A 16,540-nucleotide genomic window follows, 5' to 3' on the forward strand; every position below is an offset into this window, starting at 1 on the left:
TGACATGCTGACCGTCACGGATCTTTCCGTCCATTACGGCCCCGTCCACGCCGTTCGCGGCGTGGACCTCACCGTACGCGCGGGCTCCGTGACGGCGCTGCTGGGCGCCAACGGCGCCGGCAAGACCACAACGCTGATGGCCGTCGCCGGTGCCCGCAAGGTGTCCGGCGGTGACATTAACCTGGACGGCACGTCCATCGTCGGCACGGCGCCGGAGGACATCATCCGCGCCGGCGTCGCGGTGGTGCCGGAGGGGCGGCGGGTGTTTGCCTCCCTCAGCGTTCTGGAAAACCTCGTCGTCTCCGGCTCCATCGCCGGGGACGCCGCGCTTTCCCGCACAAGGCGCGACGAGATGATGAGCCGCTTTCCCATTCTCGCCGAACGCCGCCACCAGAAGGCCGGGCTTCTGTCCGGCGGCGAACAGCAGATGCTGGCGGTCGCCCGCGCCCTGATGTCAGCGCCGCGGCTGTTGCTTCTGGACGAGCCGTCGCTCGGCCTCGCGCCGCAGATGGTGGACCATGTGTTCGACCTTATCGAAGGCCTCAAGGCGGAGGGGCTTGCGATCCTTCTTGTGGAGCAGAACGTGCCGCTTTCGCTCGAAATTGCCGACGAGGCCGTGGTGCTTGCCAACGGCCGCGTCTCCATCGCCGGCACCGCTGCCGAGCTTGCGGATAGCGACCTTGTCCGCTCCGCCTATATGGCAGCCTGAGCGATGGACGTCGTCATCCAGCAATTCGTCAACGCGCTGTCGCTGGGCGGGATCTACGCGCTTCTGGCGCTCGGCCTTGCCATCGTGTTCTCCATCGTCCGCCTCATCAACTTTGCCCATGGCGAGATCATGACCGTGGGGGGCTACGGCGTCTTCGTCTGCCTCCTGTTCGGCCTGCCGATCCCGGTTGCGATCATCGTCGGCATTGTCGCCTCCGTCGCCACGGCGATGCTGATGGAGCGCGTTGCCTTCCGCGCCATGCGCGGCGCCAGCGTCGTTTCGCTGCTGATTACCAGCTTTGCCATCAGCGAGATTTTGAAGGTGCTGTTCCAGAACGGCATTTCTGCGCGCCCCAAACCCATCCAGCTCCCCGCCAGCCTGTCCGGCAGCTACGAGCTTGCCGGCCTCACCATCGGCGTCATCCCCACAATCTCGATCCTCACGACCCTTTGTGCGCTGACCGGCCTCACGCTGTTCCTGCGCCGCACCGAGACCGGGATGGCGATGCGCGCTGCAGCCGAAGACTTCGAGATGCTGCGCCTCCTTGGCGTGCGCGCCAACCGCGTTGTGGCGGCAGCGTTTGCGCTGTCGGGGCTGCTCGCCGGCATCGCGGCGGTGGTGTGGACGGCGCAGCGCGGCTCGGTCGACCCGCTGATGGGCTTCTACCCCGTGCTGAAGGCATTCATCGCAACGGTGCTGGGCGGTCTCGGCAGCCTTTCAGGCGCGGTGCTCGGCGGTTTTCTGGTGGGCATCTTCGAGGTGTTCAGCCAGGCGTTTTTGCCCGCCAGCCTGTCGCCTTACCGCGATGCGATTGTGCTATCGGCAGTCATCGCGGTTCTTCTTGTGCGGCCGGACGGGCTGATCCCCGCCGCCAAGGTCGACCGCAGCTAACCCAGTTTTCAGGAGAGACCCTTGGCCCACCCCAGCGTCGAGAACGCGTCCGTTGCAGACCGCGAGAAGCCCATCGTCAAAGGCAAGACGGCGCTTTTGTCCATCGACATGCAGTACACCGAGTGGACGCCCGAGACGGCAGCCGCCGCCAAGGCCGGCACCGGCGACACCTCGAAGCACGCCTACCTCAACCGCCTCAGCGATGTGGTCATTCCCAACCAGCAGCGCCTGCAGGCCGCCGCCCGCGCCGCCGGCGTGGAGGTGATGTTCACCGTGATCGAGGCGCTGACCGCCGATGGCCGCGACATCAGCCTCGACCACAAGATCTCCGGCATCTTCGTGCCCAAGGGATCCTATGAGGCAAAGGTGATCGAGGAGGTGGGGCCGGAGGGCGACGAAATCGTCATCCCGAAGACCGCGTCCGGCATCTTCAACTCCACCAACGTGGAATATGTGCTGCGCAATCTCGGCGTCGAGCAGCTCGTCATCTATGGCGTGTGTTCGGACCAGTGCGTCGAAACATCGGTCCGCGATGCCTGCGACCGCGGCTTCCTGGTGACGCTCCTGCCGGACTGCTGCGCCACCCACGACAAGGGCCGCCACGACCGCGCCATGGATGCGCTCGACGGTCATTACGCCCGCACGCGCACCACCGATGAGCTGATCGCAGAACTCGAAGCCTGATCGCCCGGCGCTGGCGGTGCCGCGGACGGCCCGGCCAGCGTCGGCACACTGAGAAGGGCGGTGAGCAGCGCCGCTGCCACCGCTTCGGCCACGGTGACGGCAGGATGGCGGGGAAAGATCATTTCGGCCCCCCATACAATTCTCTGCCGTGGCCCTTGAGAACGAAATGATCGCGATCACCGGCCAGTACCCACGCCAGTTCGTCGATGTTGCGGATCATCTGGTCCGCCGCAGCGCGGCTCAGCGAGCGCGGCGGCGAACCTGCGGCAAGTTCGATCATGGCAATCCGGCAGGCGCCAAGGCGGTCCATGACCGCGGGAACGTTGATTGGGGGAAGGGGGCGTTTGCTCATGTCCCGAGATTAGTCGATGTTCCTGATATGTTCCAGCCCTTTCATGCGGTGACGGGGCACGATCGAGACCGATGGCAATTTCCCGTGCTTGCAGCCACGGCTGAGTTAAGCCACTGAAAGATTGCGGCTGAGTGCCGCGGAAAGAACAATAAGCAGCAGGAGACGCGCCCATGCCGACATCTCATTTCGAGGTTCTGGACAAGGAATTCCAAAAGTTCGTGCTGGGCACGGCCTACCTGGACACGCTGTGGACCGGGGGGCGGTGGGCCGAAGGGCCGGCCTATTTCGGCGGCGGCCGCTATCTGGTGTTCTCCGATATTCCGAACAACCGGATGATCCGCTACGACGAGACGGACGATTCCACCTCGGTGTTTCGTGCGCCGTCCAACAACTCCAACGGCAACACGGTGGACCGCGAGGGCCGGCTCGTCACCTGCGAGCACCTCGGCCGCCGCGTCACCCGCACCGAGCATGACGGCACCCTCACGGTGCTGGCCGACACCCACGAGGGCAAGCGCTTCAACTCGCCCAACGACGTGATCGTCCACCCCGACGGCGGCATCTGGTTCACCGACCCCACCTACGGGATCGACCAGAACTACGAGGGCATCAAGGCCGACAGCGAGATCGGCGCCTCCCACGTCTACCGGATCGACCCGCAGACGGGAGAAACCCACGCCGTCGCCACCGACTTCGTGAAGCCCAACGGCCTCGCCTTCACGCCGGACTATTCAAAGCTGGTGGTGGTCGACACCGGCGCCACGCACGTGGAGGACGGCCCGCGCCACATGCGCACCTTCAACGTGGTGGACGGCAAGCGGCTCACCGGCGGCGAGCTTCTCGCCACCTGCACCGAAGGTCTGTTCGACGGTTTCCGCTTCGACGAGGACGGCTACATCTGGACCAGCGCCGCCGATGGCGTCCACTGTCTCACGCCAACGGGCGAGCTGATCGGCAAGATCCGCATTCCGGAGGTGGTGGCCAACGTGTGCTGGGGCGACTGGAAGCGCCACCGCCTCTACATCTGCGGCACGTCCAGCCTCTATGCGACCTTCGTGCGCACCACCGGGATGCCCTACGCCCGCTAGGTGCAGGTGAGGGCGGCCCGGACGGCCGCCCTTGTCAGGCCGCGCTCAGGCGCGGCCCCATTCGTCCTGCAGGCGCTCGATGTCGTCCTCGCCCAGATAGCTGCCGGTCTGCACCTCGATCACTTCCAGGCGGATGCGGCCCGGGTTGGCGAGCCGGTGGACGGCCCCCAGCGGAATGTAGGTGGACTGGTTCTCCGACAACGTCTTCACCTCGCCGTCGATGGTGACTTCGGCGGTGCCGCGCACAACCACCCAGTGCTCGGAGCGGTGGTGGTGCTTTTGCAGCGACAACCGCTTGCCCGGCGAAACGAACAGGTGCTTCACCTGAAAACGCTCCCCGTTCATGATTGACGTGTAGCCGCCCCACGGGCGGTTCACCGTCGGCGATACGTCGAGAAGGTCGTTGCGGCCGGCCTTCTTCAGGTGGGCGACGACCGTCTTCACGTCCTGCGCGCGGTCGAGCGGACAGATCAGGATCGCATCGGTGGCCGCGACAATGGCCAGATCGTTGACGCCGAGCGCAATCACGTCTGTCTGTTCGGACACGATCAGCGAATTGTGCGATTCGACCGCGACACCCTTGCCGCGCACGGCATTGCCTGCGTCGTCCTTGTCGAGCGTGTCCCAGTAGGCGCGCCACGAACCGACGTCCGACCAGCGGCACGAGATCGGCGCGACGGATGCCTTCTCGGTGCGCTCGAAGAGGGCGTAATCGATGGAAATATCCGGCGCGGTGCTGAACTGCGCTTCCGGCAGGCGGAGGAGGTTGCCGGTGCGCACCGCCTCGTCTGCGGCAGCTTCGGCGGCGGCCGCAACGTCCGGCGCAAGGCGGCCGAGCTCGTCGAGCAGGGCGCGGGCGGAGAAGGCGAAGAACCCGGCATTCCAATAATAGTTGCCGTCAGCCACCATGCGGCCGGCTTCTTCCACCGGGGGCTTTTCCACAAAACGCTCGACCTTGCGCACCAGCGCGTCGCCGTTGGCCGCCTTGATGTAGCCGTAGCCGCTCTCCGGGTACGTCGGCGCAATGCCGAAGGTGACCATTTCGCCCGCCCGCGCTGCGTCGAATGCTGCGGCCAGCGTGTCGAAATAGGCAGAATCGGTGGTGATGAGGTGGTCTGACGGGAGCACCAGCATCAGCGCGTCCGGGTCCGAGCGCACCAGCAGCGCGGCGACGGTTGCAATGGCCGGTGCAGTGTTGCGGGCCACCGGCTCCAGCACCACGGTGGCGTCGTCCACACCTATCGCCATCAGCCCGTCATCCACCTGAAAACGGTCCTGCTCGCCGCACACGATCCACGCCGGCGCAACGTCGAGCGAGGCGTGGCGCAGGACGGTGCGCTGAAACAGGCTGCGCTCGCCATGCATCGGCAGGAACTGCTTGGGCTTGTCCGCCCGAGACAGCGGCCACAGACGCGTTCCGCGACCTCCGGCAAGAATGACGGGGTAGATGCTCATCTAACGCTCTCCAATGCAGCTGCGCCTGTTATCATCGCCACTTCCGCTGAGCCAGATCCACGTGCATTGCAGCAAACCGAAGGGAGAATGTGACAGACCCTTCCATCAGCGGAGGAATTGCGTGTAATTCCGGCTTCCCGGCTGCAACCGCGACCGGGATGGGGCTGGTGTACACGAAGGCCCCACGCGCGGGCGACCTATTGGAGCGGACTTCATGGCGAAAATTATCGTTCTCGGCGGTGACGGATTTTGCGGGTGGCCAACGGCCCTGCATCTGTCCGACAAGGGTCACGATGTCATTATCGTGGATAATTTGTCCCGCCGGAAGATCGACATCGAGCTCGAAGTCGAATCGCTCACCCCGATCAGGCCGCTGGGCGAACGGCTGCAAGCCTGGAAGGAAGTGTCGGGCAATACGATCCGCCATGTGAATTTCTCCGTCGGCGAACACTACCACCGCCTTCTTTCGCTGATTGTCGAGGAGAAGCCGGACTCCATCGTTCATTTCGCCGAGCAGCGCGCCGCCCCCTATTCGATGAAGTCGCCGGACCGCAAGCGGTACACCGTGCGCAACAACCTGACGGCAACGCACGACGTCCTGTGCGCCATCGTCGATTCGGGAATCGACGTTCATCTGGTCCACCTCGGCACCATGGGCGTTTACGGCTACGGCACAGCGGGGATGAAGATTCCGGAAGGCTACCTGCACATCAAGGTGCCGACCGATCATGGGCTTGAAGATCAGGAGATCCTTTATCCTGCCAATCCGGGGTCGATCTACCACATGACCAAGACCCAGGATCAGCTGTTCTTCTTCTACTACAACAAGAATGACGGCGTAAAAATCACCGACCTGCACCAGGGCATCGTCTGGGGCACGCAGACCGACCAGACCATGAAGGACGAGCGCCTCATCAACCGGTTCGACTATGACGGTGACTACGGAACGGTGTTGAATCGCTTCCTGATGCAGGCTGCGATCGACTATCCGCTCACCGTGCATGGCACCGGCGGCCAGACCCGCGCCTTCATCAACATCCGCGACACCTGCCGCTGCGTCGAGCTTGCCATCGCGAACCCGCCCCAGGCCGGCGAGCGCGTCAACATCCTCAACCAGATGACCGAGACCCACCGCGTGCGCGACCTCGCGCAGATGATTTCCGACCGCACCGGCGCCGAGATCGCCTACCTCGACAATCCGCGGCACGAGGCGCCGGAAAACGAGCTGCACGTGTCGCACGACCGCTTTCTCAACCTCGGCCTCCAGCCGATCACGCTGGCCGACGGGCTGATGGAGGAGGTCACCGAAATCGCCAAGCGTTTCGCCGACCGCTGCGACCGTTCGAAGATCCCGTGCGTTTCCAAGTGGCGCTGACCGAGCGCCGATCCTGCGGGTTGTTTTCGGTGCGCTGATTGCACTCATGCAGCTTGTGGCGGTGTCGGCGCTGGCTCTTGGCGCGCTCGGCACCGTCCAAGTCTTGCGCGAGACCAAGCGGTTGGCAGCCGATGCGGACTGGCCGATTGCGGCAGTCGTCGGACCGGGCGGGCTGGAAATGCGCGTTGTCAGAGCGGTGATCTGGCTGGCGACCGTCGAGATGGGGCGGGGGGCCAGAGGGCTGGCTTCTACCACACAGCCTGTGGTCGCCCTGTGCCAGACCTCTCGGCCGCCAATTTCCTGTCGGTGACGATCGCGCCGTGACGACTCACGCTGGCGGAAGAGGGCGATGGTCGCGCCGAGCGCCTGCGCTGGCTCATGCGCCGCGTCCGGGGCGAATGCGCACCGAACGACCATTGCGAAATCTGGCTTGAAGGCTGCGCCTGGAGCGCAGCCGCTCAGTTCTTGAAGAGATCGAAGCCGAAGCGGTAGGTGAGGCCGATCCCGAAGGTGAGTTCCTGGTCGTTGCCAGCCTTCACGATGGGGCTGTCGGCCGCATCGAACACGTATTTGCGGTACTCGACGCCGCCGGTGAGGCGGATCTTTTCGTTGAAGGACCAGGTCGCTTCGAGCCCAAGGCCGATATCCTTGATGCCGCCGTCCGCGTCGTAGGTGGGGAGCCGTGTGGCGGAGGCGGGGACGCCGAAATAGGTGTCCATGTATTCGCCGTCGGCAAAGCCCATCCGCGGGCCGAACGAGACTTCCAGCGGTGCGACCGGCTTGGCGATAAAGTCCGCGCCCACCTGACCGACGAAGCCGTTGTGGCCGATAATGCCATAACGCAGTTCGGCAAAGGCGCGGAACGGGCCATGGCGGAACGCGGCGCCGGGGCCGACTTCGACGGAGAAGTCCCTGTCGGGAATGCCGGCGAGGTACGACGCGTCGGAGCTGTTGCGCTCACCCACGGTGTTGAATGCGGGGTAGAGCGTGAACTGCGTCACACGGCCGCTCACCACTTCGCCGATGACCGGAAGCCGCAGGAATTTCAACCCGAAGAACGGCAGCGGGGCAAAGCGGTATTCCTTGGACGACGGAAACGCCGGCTGCAGCAGCACGCCGCCACCAAGGTCGAACACGATGTCCCGCATTTCGACCGCGGCCGGCACTTCATACTCCTCGACCGTGCCGATATCCGCCGCAATTGCGGGGGCAGCGAGGCACAGCGACAGGGCGGCTGCAAGAATAATACGCACAGGCGGACACTCCGGTTCAACGCCGACGACCATGCGCTCAAAACGGGCGTTCCGGAAGCAATTGCAGCCGCTTGACGGCCCCCTGAGCTTGTTCTTGGCTGGCTCGTGACATGGCGGCCACAACGCCACTCCCCTTGAGAGACGGCCCGATGTGGATATGTAGCATTGCGAGAGACAACGGCGTGCCTTTGTGGGCGCCAAGGACAATCTTGGCGCCCAAGCGCCACCATCGAGGAGTGAACCATGTCGCCTGAACCCACACCAACCGATGCCAGGCAAGGGGAACGGGGCAAGTCGATGCTCCGCGTGCTCCTGATCAGCACCATTGTGGCAGCGGCCCTTGCGGTCGGCGCATATCTCTACGTCTTCAACACCGAAGACGAGATGCTGGACGGCCCGGCGCCCTCAGCCGGCACGGTGGAACAGACACCCGCAACGACAAGCGGCACGGCCAACTGACCGACACCACGAAAAAAGCCGGCTGAATTTCAGCCGGCTTTTTTATGTTGGATTCAGGACAGCTGCTCGGCGGCCTGGATCAGAAGTTCACGCATCTTCAGCCGCAGCGCCTGGTCGTCCACAGGAACATCGGCCGCATCGAAATCGGCGCGAATCTTCCGGTAGACATCCTCCTCACCGGGCTCCTCGAAATCTGCACGGACGACGGAGCGGGCATAGGCGTCCGCCGCCTCGCCGGTGTGGCCCAGACGTTCCGCAGCCCAGGCGCCCAGCAGCTTGTTGCGCCGCGCCGTTGCCTTGAAGCGGAGCTCTTCGTCGTGGGCGAACCGCGATTCGAAGGCATTTTCGCGTTCGTCGAATGTAGCCATTTCAGCATCCTCTTGGTCGTTGGCGCCAATCTATCGGTGCAGGCTGTGAAAGCAACGCGTTCGGCAGGGAGGATTGTTCAAAAGCGCCGGATGGGGTAGCTGTCGCTTGCGTGCGGGTGTCTGCGGCCCAATCGTCGGCGCAAGGCCTGTCTCTTATGGTCAGACCGGAGCGCACCTCACTTGAGACTTTCAACCGCAGGCCATGAAACACAAAGACCCGATTCGGATCATCCCCATGAGCCGCCGCCGCCGCATCTACGAAGGCAAAGCCAAGATCCTCTACGAGGGGCCTGAGCCAGGAACGCTGGTCCAGCACTTCAAGGACGACACCACCGCGCACAATGCGCGGATGCATCAGGTGATCGACGGGAAGGGCGTGCTGAACAACCGCATCTCCGAGCATATCTTCAACCACCTGAACGACATGGGCATTCCGACCCATTTCATTCGCCGGCTCAACATGCGCGAGCAGTTGATCCGCGAGGTGGAGATCATCCCGCTCGAAGTGGTGGTCCGCAACGTTGCCGCCGGCTCCCTTGCCAAACGGCTCGGGCTGGAAGAAGGCACGCAGCTCCCGCGCTCCATCATCGAATTCTATTACAAGAACGATGAGCTGGCGGATCCGCTGGTCACCGAAGAGCACATCACCGCGTTCGGCTGGGCAACGCCCCAGGAGCTGGACGACATCATGGCGCTCGCGGTGCGGGTGAACGATTTTCTCGCCGGGCTCTTCCTCGGTGTCGGGATCCGTCTGGTCGACTTCAAGATCGAGTGCGGCCGGCTTTGGGAAAACGACATGATGCGCGTTGTGGTGGCTGACGAGATCAGCCCGGACAGCGCCCGCCTGTGGGACACCAAGACCAACAACAAGATGGACAAGGACCGCTTCCGCAACGACATGGGCGGCCTGCTGGAGGCCTACCAGGAAGTGGCGAAGCGGCTCGGAATCATGCCCGAGCAGGAACGTCCGGCCGTCACTGGCCCGACGCTGGTACAGTAGGCCATGCGCGCAAGAGTGACCATTACGCTGAAATCCGGCGTGCTCGACCCCCAGGGCAAGGCCATTGAAGGCGCGCTCTCCGGCCTCGGCTTTGCCGGGGTCGAAAGCGCCCGTCAGGGCAAGGTGATCGACCTCGAGCTTAGCGCAAGCGACCCCGTCGCTGCCGAGGCCGAGGTTGCGAAGATGTGTGAAGCGCTGCTCGCCAATACGGTGGTGGAGCGCTACGATATCGCGATCGAAGGCTGATGCGCTCGGCCATCGTCGTCTTTCCCGGCTCCAATCGCGAGCGCGATGCAGCGCGGGCAATCACCCTTGCCGGCGGCAAGACGCCCGCCTTCGTCTGGCACGGTGACACCGACCTTCCGGACGTCGACCTCGTCATGCTGCCCGGCGGCTTTGCCCATGGCGATTATCTGCGTGCCGGTGCCATTGCGGCCCGGTCGCCGATCATGCGTGCCGTGGCGGACCACGCGGCCCGCGGCCGTGCGGTGCTGGGCGTGTGCAACGGCTTTCAGGTGCTGACCGAGGCGCGTTTGCTGCCGGGTGCTCTCATGCGCAACGCTGCGCTCAAATTCCTGTGCAAGCCGGTCATTGTGAAGGTGGAGCGGCCCGGTCTTTTCACCGACAATTACAAGCGCGGCGCCCATGCCACATTCCCCGCCGCCCACCACGACGGGAACTACCGCGCGGATCCCGAGACGCTGAAACGCCTTGAAGGCGAGGGGCGCGTGGTGTTCCGCTACGAGACGAACCCTAACGGGTCCGTGTCCGATATTGCCGGCGTTGCCAACGCAAAAGGCAATGTTCTGGGGCTGATGCCGCACCCGGAAAACGCGGTGGAGGACATCCACACCAGCCAGGACGGGCTGATGCTGTTCAGGAGCCTCGTCGACTCGCTCTGAGAAATGGCCCTGCCGGGCGTCAGCCGAGCGTTCCGCCAGTTGGCGGGAAGCAGGCGCTAGATGCTGTCGTGCCCGGCGGCGTTGGAGAGGATCAGCGGTCCGTAGAGGAGCTGTGCGAACAGCCGGGAAGGCCGCTGCATTGCAGCGAACGCAGCACGCGATACGTGCGATGCCGTGCGCACCGACGAAAGGTCGGAGGCGAGGTCTGCGATGATCTCACCCATCATCTGGGTGTTGCGCGCCTTGACGACACGGGACTTGATGGTCCCGGCCAGGTCCACATCCTCGAACGAAAGCACCAGCTTGCCCGCGGCCATCGCGTTCTGCGCGGTGAGCGAAACGCGCTCCTTCGGGCCCTCATTGGCCGGATGGAGCACCATGATTGCATCGCAGTGGCTGATGGCGTTCATGTACTGCTGGCGGGGCAAGTATTCGTCAATCACCGTCACGTTGCGCTCGGGGACCGAAAGGAGCCGCGCCTTCTGCGCTGTCGCGACGGTGCGCTCGTCCTCTGTGCCGAGACCCGGCTTGACCTGCACCACAAAGCGCAACCGCCGCGCGACGTTGCCGGAGCCGTTGGCCGCGCGAATGATTGCATCCACACAATCGAAGCCGCTCTCACGGTTCGAGGCGGAGAAGAAACCGACGGTCAGCTTGTCGGTCTGCTCCGGCGCATCGTTGGAGAGCATGGGCTCGGCCGGCAGGTCGAGCGGCTGCACGCCGATGCCGCTTTGCAGCGTGAGGCGCTGGGCCACCCGCGACGACCACCCGTACATGAAGATGCGCGGCTTCTCACCGTTGAGATGGTAGATGGCCTGCCCGAGCCGCTCCAGCGAGCCGAACTTGCCGGCATGGGCAAGCTGGGTTCCGTCAAAGCGGGAAGCCAGGTGGACGAAGGGCCGTGCGTCCGCGTCGAGCCCGGACATCAGATCGATGATGATGGCGAGGGTCGCAAAGTCGAACTGGGGGAGGAAGATGTGGCGGTTCTGGGTGAAGCGCGACCCGGAGATGACCCAGCCGATTCGCTCGCGCAAGTTGGCAAGGGCGGCCGAGAAGGCTTGCGGCGCCATATCTGCCAGCGCGTAGCTCGACTCGGGAAACCCGCCGCCGCCGAACCGTGCGCTGGTCTGATTTCCGATGAGCGTCGTGGAGATCTTCATCCGCTCGGCGGTATAGGCGATCCGCTCGATGACGTCCTCGTGGGCAGGCGAAAGCTCACTGGTACAGGGATCGAGCACGACAAATTCGTGACTGAGGCCGCTCTGCTTGCTGAAATCCGGGAAGGTCGCGGCGCGCAGCAAGGCCATCTCAATGTCCTGGACGGCCGGACGCGACCATGTCGCGTCGTGCCACAGGTTCTTCGAACCCATGACAAGACGGCCCTTGACCTGGTCGGTCGTGAGCGACTTGAGAGCAGAGGCATGTGGGCTTTGCAACTCGGGCGAGCCTATCGGTTGTGTGCTCGTTCGGTGAGCAGATGGTTCAATCATATCAGGCTGTGTGCGCCTTGACCAAACAATTTTTGACACGGCAAGACGAGTGGATCAATCGGCCCAAGTGTTCCCCGATGCCGCACAGTGGTGGCAGCCCAAATTTTAAACTGTGCTATGTCACAATGCAGTAGGTGGCAGGCGTGGCGTCAGAACAATAACAGGTTTTCGTTCGGCTGTTGCGATCGCTCGTCCGCAGCCCAAACGCGTTTATGCAACCGCACAGACAATTTCTTGCATCCTTAACGACTCTGATAGACTGACGTTCCATGCAGCACGCTGACCGCAACCCCTACGTCTGGCGCAACGGTTTCCCCCTATGACCCACTTTGTCTGGCCACCGTTTGGCACTGCGAGCGACCTTGGCGAGGCAGCCGCGCTGTGCGCCTGGTGGTTCGGTGCCAACCGGGATGCCCTCGGCCCCGCCGTGACCCTGTCGCGAACCCGGCCGGACCTGTCGCTGGTGCGCGCGCCGCTGCCGGACGGGATGGACGAGCGCATCGGCCTTCGCCTTGCCAAGATGAACCTCAGGCTTGAAAGCGCAGCGTCTTCCGAAGCGTTTGCCCGCCTTGTCATCGACGGTGCCGACAAGCCGGATTCCCACATCGTCAGTCTGCGTGGTCGCACGCCCACGGGGGCTGAGGATGCGTTCGGGCCGGACCGCGTCTTCCTGTGCGACGAACGCCTCCATCCCGGTGCGTCGCTTTCCTTTCTGGTTGCTGCCGATGCGTTGTCCCCCGCCGAATCGCCGGGCGAAGGGTGGGCCGGGCTGCGCCGCGCCACGCGGGACACCAAGCGCGCGGTGGTCGCCGGGGCCGATATCGCGCGGGATGATTCGGCGCAGATCGCGCCCGAGTGCCGCTTTGTCGCGCCGGAGCTGTTCACGCGGCTGCAGGATGTGGACGATGATGCCGTCATCGTGGTGGCGCTGGACGATCCGGTGCGTCATCTCGGCCCGTCCCGCTCCGCTGCATCGCTGCGCGATGTGGTGATCGAACGGGTGGAGCGGCTGCGCAACGCCTACATCTGCGTCCCGCGCGAGGCGCTGGGGCTGATGCGCTCGCGGATCTCCGGAACGCTGCACAACCGCCTTGTCGCCGCCGACTGCGCTGCGCGGATGGATCCCGGCCCTGCCACGCTCATGGCAGCCGCCATCACCGTTTGCGACACGGTCGATGTCATCGGCTTCTCCGGCATTGCAAGGCCGCTGCCGGATGACCAGATCGCCCAGCACCCGGCCTATGCCGGATCGGACAAAATGCCGGCAGATGTTTCCGACATTCTGGCAAAGGCCGACATTGCGGGCGTCCGCGTGAGCGGCCTTGGCAGGACCCTCCATCCGGGTCTTGCCGCGCGCGATCGCGGCCGCGCGCCGACAAGGCTCGACCTCGATGGCGTTCGTCTCGACGAGAAACTGAGGGCTTACCACTTTCCGGCCGACGGCATCAGCCGGGCCGAACTGTCTGCTGACCTTGGCGGCCGCGGAACCATCCTCACCCTGTCGCGGATCTACGAAAAGGGCGAGGTGGATACCGCACACGAGATTGCAAGGTTCGGCGAAGGCGGGGTGGCGAAGGACGAAGGGCTGGCGCTCTGGCCAGACGAGCCGGGTGCACAGATCCAGCTTCTGCTGACCGCGCTGGACAGGGACAGCGACCTTGTTCTCACACGCTCGCCGGGCAGGAGCGACCAGCCGGAGCGGCCCGGCCTTTCGGTGGCAGAGCTGCGCAAGCTCCTGAACGACACGAGCCGGCCCCAGGGCCCGTTTGCGGACGAAAACGAAGAGATGGAGGCAATCCGTCTCGTCCACCGCCTCGCAACGCGCGACCTCGACCGGGTGCATGCGCCCCGAATGAACACCCTGTCGTGGCGGCTGCAGGACCGTGTTTTCGTGTTCGGCCCCGAAACCGACTGGTCCGCCTACAACGCCGGGCGCCTTACCGACGATATCGTTCTGGTGATCGACACGCCGCACCAGGATTTGCCGGAGGTTCTGCGCGAAAAGGCGGATGTTCTGATCCACCTGTCGACCACACCCACGGCGCGGACCGCCAACAAGGACATTGCCACCGAAGGCAACACCGTGATGGCGACGGTGCTCACCGCCGCCCACCGCGCCGAAGCCGACGACGTGATCTTCGACGGCCATGCCTTTGCAGCGCGCGGCGCGGACGGAACATTGTCAGCCACCGCCATCGCGGTGGGGCTGTTGCAGGGGCTTCGCGCGCGGCCGCTGATTCTCGTGTCGTCGCAGGCGGTGCCCGTCGGGGGGGATGTGACTGCGCTCGGCGCGGTGGACGATCCTGCGGGGCAGGCCGAGGCTTTCCACAGTTTCGTGCGCCGGGCGGACTGGGACGACGCGCCGCGCGTACTTCTGGTGCTGGCCGAAGGCACCTCGGAGGATGCGCTGGTGCCGCTGTTCACCGGCCTTGGCGACCGGCTCCTGACGCTGGTGCCGCGGGACGGCCGGATCATTGCCGCCGACGGCGATTATTTCCTGAAAGGGCCGGGGCTGCCACGGCCGGCCTTCGTGCCCGGCGATCCGGCCATCGCGGATGCCATCGCCCGCCACAACCCGGCGGTGATGCTGTGCGAGGGCCGGGTGCCCCCGCCGATCAACGTGCATGTGCCGATGATTGCGCTGGGTGAGGGGGCATGGACCGGCCGCGCCAGTCTCGATTTGCCGGAGCTGCCGCGTGCTGATGCGACGCTTCCCTCGTCCGCGGCGCTCGATGGCATGCGCCTGTCACTGGTTGCAGCCATAGAGGCGGCCTCGACGATGACGGTTGCGCAGGTTCCGCAGCTTGCCGAAGACACCGCGCCGGAGAAATCATTTCCGACAAGGCGCAAACCGGCGGATAAAGAGGCCAGCGCCGTGGTTGCGTCGGCCAGCCCCGTTCCGGTGTTGGACGAAACCAGTCGGCCCGAGCCGGCAGCTGATCAGCGGTCCGGTCCGTTGCAGGCCGTAACGGCCCGCTGGATCGACAGCCCAATGACGGAGATCGAAGGCAACGCCATGGCGGACAAGAAAAAACGGCAAAATCCCTTCCGCGCGTTCTGGCCCTGGCCGGGGACCGCACTGTTTTTGCTGACCGCCGTCTGGCTGTTCTACATGGCCTGGATGGCGACCGAGCCCGACCTCAAGACAGCATTCGTGGGACTTGGCGTCCTGTTGCTGGCCCTGTCCCTGTTCGGCGTCAGGTCGCGCGAACGGGTCACCGAAGCGCCGGGCGAGACGGCCGAAGAGACCGCGCCGGCCAAACGCCGCTCCGCCATCCCCGACGAAACCACCGAACCAGCGGACGCCCCCGCAAAAGAGACAGCCGACCTGATGCCCCGCAACGCGCGGATGCGGCGCCAGGAGGCGTCCGTCGCGGCGCCAGCATCGACGGCCGCCGCGCCGGAGAGGCCGGAACCCGCCGAGGCACCCGCGAGCGATCCTCCCATGGTCGACGCAGCGCCGCCCGCGGCCGAGGCGCGGGAGCGCGCGCCGGTGCCGGATGCGGCGCATGCGCCCGACATCGCCACGCTCTCCACACAGTTGAAGAGCCTTGAAGCGCTCATCAACCGCGAAAAGGCCGAACGCGGCGCCCAGCTGGCCCAGATCGAAGCGCGGCTCCGTGGCGCCGATGCCGAGACGCCCGGCGCAGAAAGCGCGCCCCAGGGCACGGAGAGCACGGACGCGCTCAACGAGCGGCTGAGCCAGTTCCTGACCATCAATGCGTTCAACGATGTGATGAACCAGAAGGTGCTGGGCCGGATCACAGCGCTGATCGACAACAAGATCGCCGAAGCGTTTGAGCCCGGTGCATTGCGCGAGAAGGTCGGAGCCCTTGGCGGCACACCCACACCCGCCGCGCAGGCCGGTGCTGCGGGACCGGAGCAGACAGCAGCATTGTCGGCTGCCGAAGGCACACTGCGCGGCGAAATGGAAGGAATGCGGCAGTCCCTTGAGGCCGCCGTCGGAGAGGTCCGGGACACGGCCGAATCTGCGGCCAAGCTTGCCAACCGGATCACCGCCGAAAGCTCCGAGGGAAGCGCCACCCTGCACAGGGCCGTCGAGGCGCTGCAGCGCGACTGGGCAACGCTGAATACGGCGGTCGACGACATGAAGCGCGCGCAGGCAGCAGCAGGGTCAGCGTCTGACCCGCATGGCGCCATGGATGAGGCCATCGGCAAGGTGGAGGCGCGCGTCGAGGCGCGAATCAGCGAGGCCGTCAGCGGGGTCGATACCGTCCGCGCGGATCTGTCCGGCCTCTCCCGGCAGATTGCGCAGATGGAGGGCGAGTTTCAGAAGATCCTGAAAAAGGTCGAGGCAATTGGCGAGGGGATGCCGGCGCCGTCTGCCGGCACCGCACCCTCCACGGTCCGGTCTGAGGTGGACGCGCTGCGCGACGCGCTGACCACCATCATCGCCCAGAACCACGAGATTCGTGAGAAACAGGAAGTTCTGACCGCCCAGTTCGATGCGCCGGTGCGCGTGCGGGCCGAACGCCTCGGCGAATAGGCCGCGC

The 16,540-nt window shown here is 65.0% G+C and carries 15 protein-coding genes; 10 read left to right on the plus strand and 5 right to left on the minus strand.

Going from position 1 to position 16,540, the window contains the following annotated elements:
* Positions 1-4 precede the first annotated feature (4 nt).
* From RDV64_RS18830 to RDV64_RS18840, 3 genes are read left to right on the plus strand one after another with little or no spacing between them, the layout of a single operon-like run.
* Positions 5-709 (plus strand): ABC transporter ATP-binding protein, encoded by a 705-nt coding sequence (locus RDV64_RS18830; RefSeq protein ID WP_309196500.1) that lies wholly within the window; start codon positions 5-7, stop codon positions 707-709.
* A 3-nt stretch (positions 710-712) separates the two neighbouring features.
* Entirely contained in the window at positions 713-1,600 is an 888-nt protein-coding gene (locus tag RDV64_RS18835; protein ID WP_309196501.1) for a branched-chain amino acid ABC transporter permease, read from the plus strand.
* Between the two features lie 21 nt (positions 1,601-1,621).
* A complete protein-coding gene (locus tag RDV64_RS18840) occupies positions 1,622-2,284 on the plus strand; it encodes an isochorismatase family cysteine hydrolase (RefSeq protein WP_309196502.1) in 663 nt (220 codons plus the stop codon).
* 118 nt (positions 2,285-2,402) lie between these two features.
* On the opposite strand, the gene RDV64_RS18845 is transcribed toward RDV64_RS18840, so the two are convergent.
* Positions 2,403-2,636, minus strand: a complete 234-nt coding sequence (locus tag RDV64_RS18845; RefSeq protein WP_309196503.1) for a hypothetical protein — start codon at positions 2,634-2,636, stop codon at positions 2,403-2,405.
* Positions 2,637-2,806: 170 nt separating this feature from the next.
* On the opposite strand from RDV64_RS18845, the gene RDV64_RS18850 reads away from it, so the two are divergent.
* Entirely contained in the window at positions 2,807-3,724 is a 918-nt protein-coding gene (locus tag RDV64_RS18850) for an SMP-30/gluconolactonase/LRE family protein (RefSeq protein ID WP_309196504.1), read from the plus strand.
* Positions 3,725-3,769: 45 nt separating this feature from the next.
* Here the strand turns inward: RDV64_RS18850 and RDV64_RS18855 are convergent, their stop codons facing one another.
* Positions 3,770-5,179, minus strand: coding sequence for a mannose-1-phosphate guanylyltransferase/mannose-6-phosphate isomerase (locus RDV64_RS18855; RefSeq protein ID WP_309196505.1), 1,410 nt, complete (start codon positions 5,177-5,179; stop codon positions 3,770-3,772).
* A 214-nt stretch (positions 5,180-5,393) separates the two neighbouring features.
* Here RDV64_RS18855 and RDV64_RS18860 point away from each other — a divergent pair, with 214 nt between their 5' ends.
* Entirely contained in the window at positions 5,394-6,554 is a 1,161-nt protein-coding gene (locus RDV64_RS18860; RefSeq protein WP_309196506.1) for an NAD-dependent epimerase/dehydratase family protein, read from the plus strand.
* A 458-nt stretch (positions 6,555-7,012) separates the two neighbouring features.
* Here the strand turns inward: RDV64_RS18860 and RDV64_RS18865 are convergent, their stop codons facing one another.
* Positions 7,013-7,807 carry a MipA/OmpV family protein gene (locus RDV64_RS18865; protein WP_309196507.1) on the minus strand — a complete coding sequence of 265 codons (795 nt, stop codon included), beginning with the start codon at positions 7,805-7,807 and terminating at the stop codon, positions 7,013-7,015.
* 243 nt (positions 7,808-8,050) lie between these two features.
* Between RDV64_RS18865 and RDV64_RS18870 the strand changes: the two genes are divergently transcribed.
* Entirely contained in the window at positions 8,051-8,266 is a 216-nt protein-coding gene (locus RDV64_RS18870) for a hypothetical protein (RefSeq protein ID WP_309196508.1), read from the plus strand.
* Between the two features lie 53 nt (positions 8,267-8,319).
* Here RDV64_RS18870 and RDV64_RS18875 read toward each other — a convergent pair whose 3' ends face one another.
* Positions 8,320-8,634 carry a DUF1476 domain-containing protein gene (locus RDV64_RS18875; protein ID WP_309196509.1) on the minus strand — a complete coding sequence of 105 codons (315 nt, stop codon included), beginning with the start codon at positions 8,632-8,634 and terminating at the stop codon, positions 8,320-8,322.
* Between the two features lie 235 nt (positions 8,635-8,869).
* Here RDV64_RS18875 and purC point away from each other — a divergent pair, with 235 nt between their 5' ends.
* From purC to purQ, 3 genes are read left to right on the plus strand one after another with little or no spacing between them, the layout of a single operon-like run.
* Complete coding sequence (gene purC, locus RDV64_RS18880; protein ID WP_309196510.1) at positions 8,870-9,634, plus strand: phosphoribosylaminoimidazolesuccinocarboxamide synthase; 765 nt, start codon at positions 8,870-8,872, stop codon at positions 9,632-9,634.
* Positions 9,635-9,637: 3 nt separating this feature from the next.
* The gene (purS, locus tag RDV64_RS18885) at positions 9,638-9,880 is read left to right on the plus strand and encodes a phosphoribosylformylglycinamidine synthase subunit PurS (protein WP_309196511.1); all 243 of its coding nucleotides are present in this window, start codon (positions 9,638-9,640) and stop codon (positions 9,878-9,880) included.
* Positions 9,880-10,536 carry a phosphoribosylformylglycinamidine synthase subunit PurQ gene (purQ, locus tag RDV64_RS18890; RefSeq protein ID WP_309196512.1) on the plus strand — a complete coding sequence of 219 codons (657 nt, stop codon included), beginning with the start codon at positions 9,880-9,882 and terminating at the stop codon, positions 10,534-10,536. The genes purS and purQ overlap by 1 nt, the downstream gene beginning before the upstream one ends.
* A gap of 56 nt (positions 10,537-10,592) precedes the next feature.
* On the opposite strand, the gene RDV64_RS18895 is transcribed toward purQ, so the two are convergent.
* Positions 10,593-11,906, minus strand: a complete 1,314-nt coding sequence (locus tag RDV64_RS18895; protein WP_309196513.1) for a hypothetical protein — start codon at positions 11,904-11,906, stop codon at positions 10,593-10,595.
* Positions 11,907-12,345: 439 nt separating this feature from the next.
* On the opposite strand from RDV64_RS18895, the gene RDV64_RS18900 reads away from it, so the two are divergent.
* On the plus strand, positions 12,346-16,533 hold the full coding sequence (locus RDV64_RS18900; RefSeq protein WP_309196514.1) for a hypothetical protein: 4,188 nt from the start codon (positions 12,346-12,348) through the stop codon (positions 16,531-16,533).
* The last annotated feature ends 7 nt before the right edge of the window (positions 16,534-16,540 follow it).

The sequence above is a fragment of the Acuticoccus sp. MNP-M23 genome, assembly GCF_031195445.1.
Classification (GTDB): domain Bacteria; phylum Pseudomonadota; class Alphaproteobacteria; order Rhizobiales; family Amorphaceae; genus Acuticoccus.

Coding starts and splice junctions, on each gene's coding strand:
- RDV64_RS18830 (WP_309196500.1), top strand. CDS start 5: ATGCTGACCGTCACGGATCTTTCCGTCCATTACGGCCCCGTCCACGCC.
- RDV64_RS18835 (WP_309196501.1), top strand. CDS start 713: ATGGACGTCGTCATCCAGCAATTCGTCAACGCGCTGTCGCTGGGCGGG.
- RDV64_RS18845 (WP_309196503.1), bottom strand. CDS start 2,636: ATGAGCAAACGCCCCCTTCCCCCAATCAACGTTCCCGCGGTCATGGAC.
- RDV64_RS18850 (WP_309196504.1), top strand. CDS start 2,807: ATGCCGACATCTCATTTCGAGGTTCTGGACAAGGAATTCCAAAAGTTC.
- RDV64_RS18855 (WP_309196505.1), bottom strand. CDS start 5,179: ATGAGCATCTACCCCGTCATTCTTGCCGGAGGTCGCGGAACGCGTCTG.
- RDV64_RS18860 (WP_309196506.1), top strand. CDS start 5,394: ATGGCGAAAATTATCGTTCTCGGCGGTGACGGATTTTGCGGGTGGCCA.
- RDV64_RS18870 (WP_309196508.1), top strand. CDS start 8,051: ATGTCGCCTGAACCCACACCAACCGATGCCAGGCAAGGGGAACGGGGC.
- RDV64_RS18875 (WP_309196509.1), bottom strand. CDS start 8,634: ATGGCTACATTCGACGAACGCGAAAATGCCTTCGAATCGCGGTTCGCC.
- purC (WP_309196510.1), top strand. CDS start 8,870: ATGAGCCGCCGCCGCCGCATCTACGAAGGCAAAGCCAAGATCCTCTAC.
- purS (WP_309196511.1), top strand. CDS start 9,638: ATGCGCGCAAGAGTGACCATTACGCTGAAATCCGGCGTGCTCGACCCC.
- purQ (WP_309196512.1), top strand. CDS start 9,880: ATGCGCTCGGCCATCGTCGTCTTTCCCGGCTCCAATCGCGAGCGCGAT.
- RDV64_RS18895 (WP_309196513.1), bottom strand. CDS start 11,906: ATGGGTTCGAAGAACCTGTGGCACGACGCGACATGGTCGCGTCCGGCC.
- RDV64_RS18900 (WP_309196514.1), top strand. CDS start 12,346: ATGACCCACTTTGTCTGGCCACCGTTTGGCACTGCGAGCGACCTTGGC.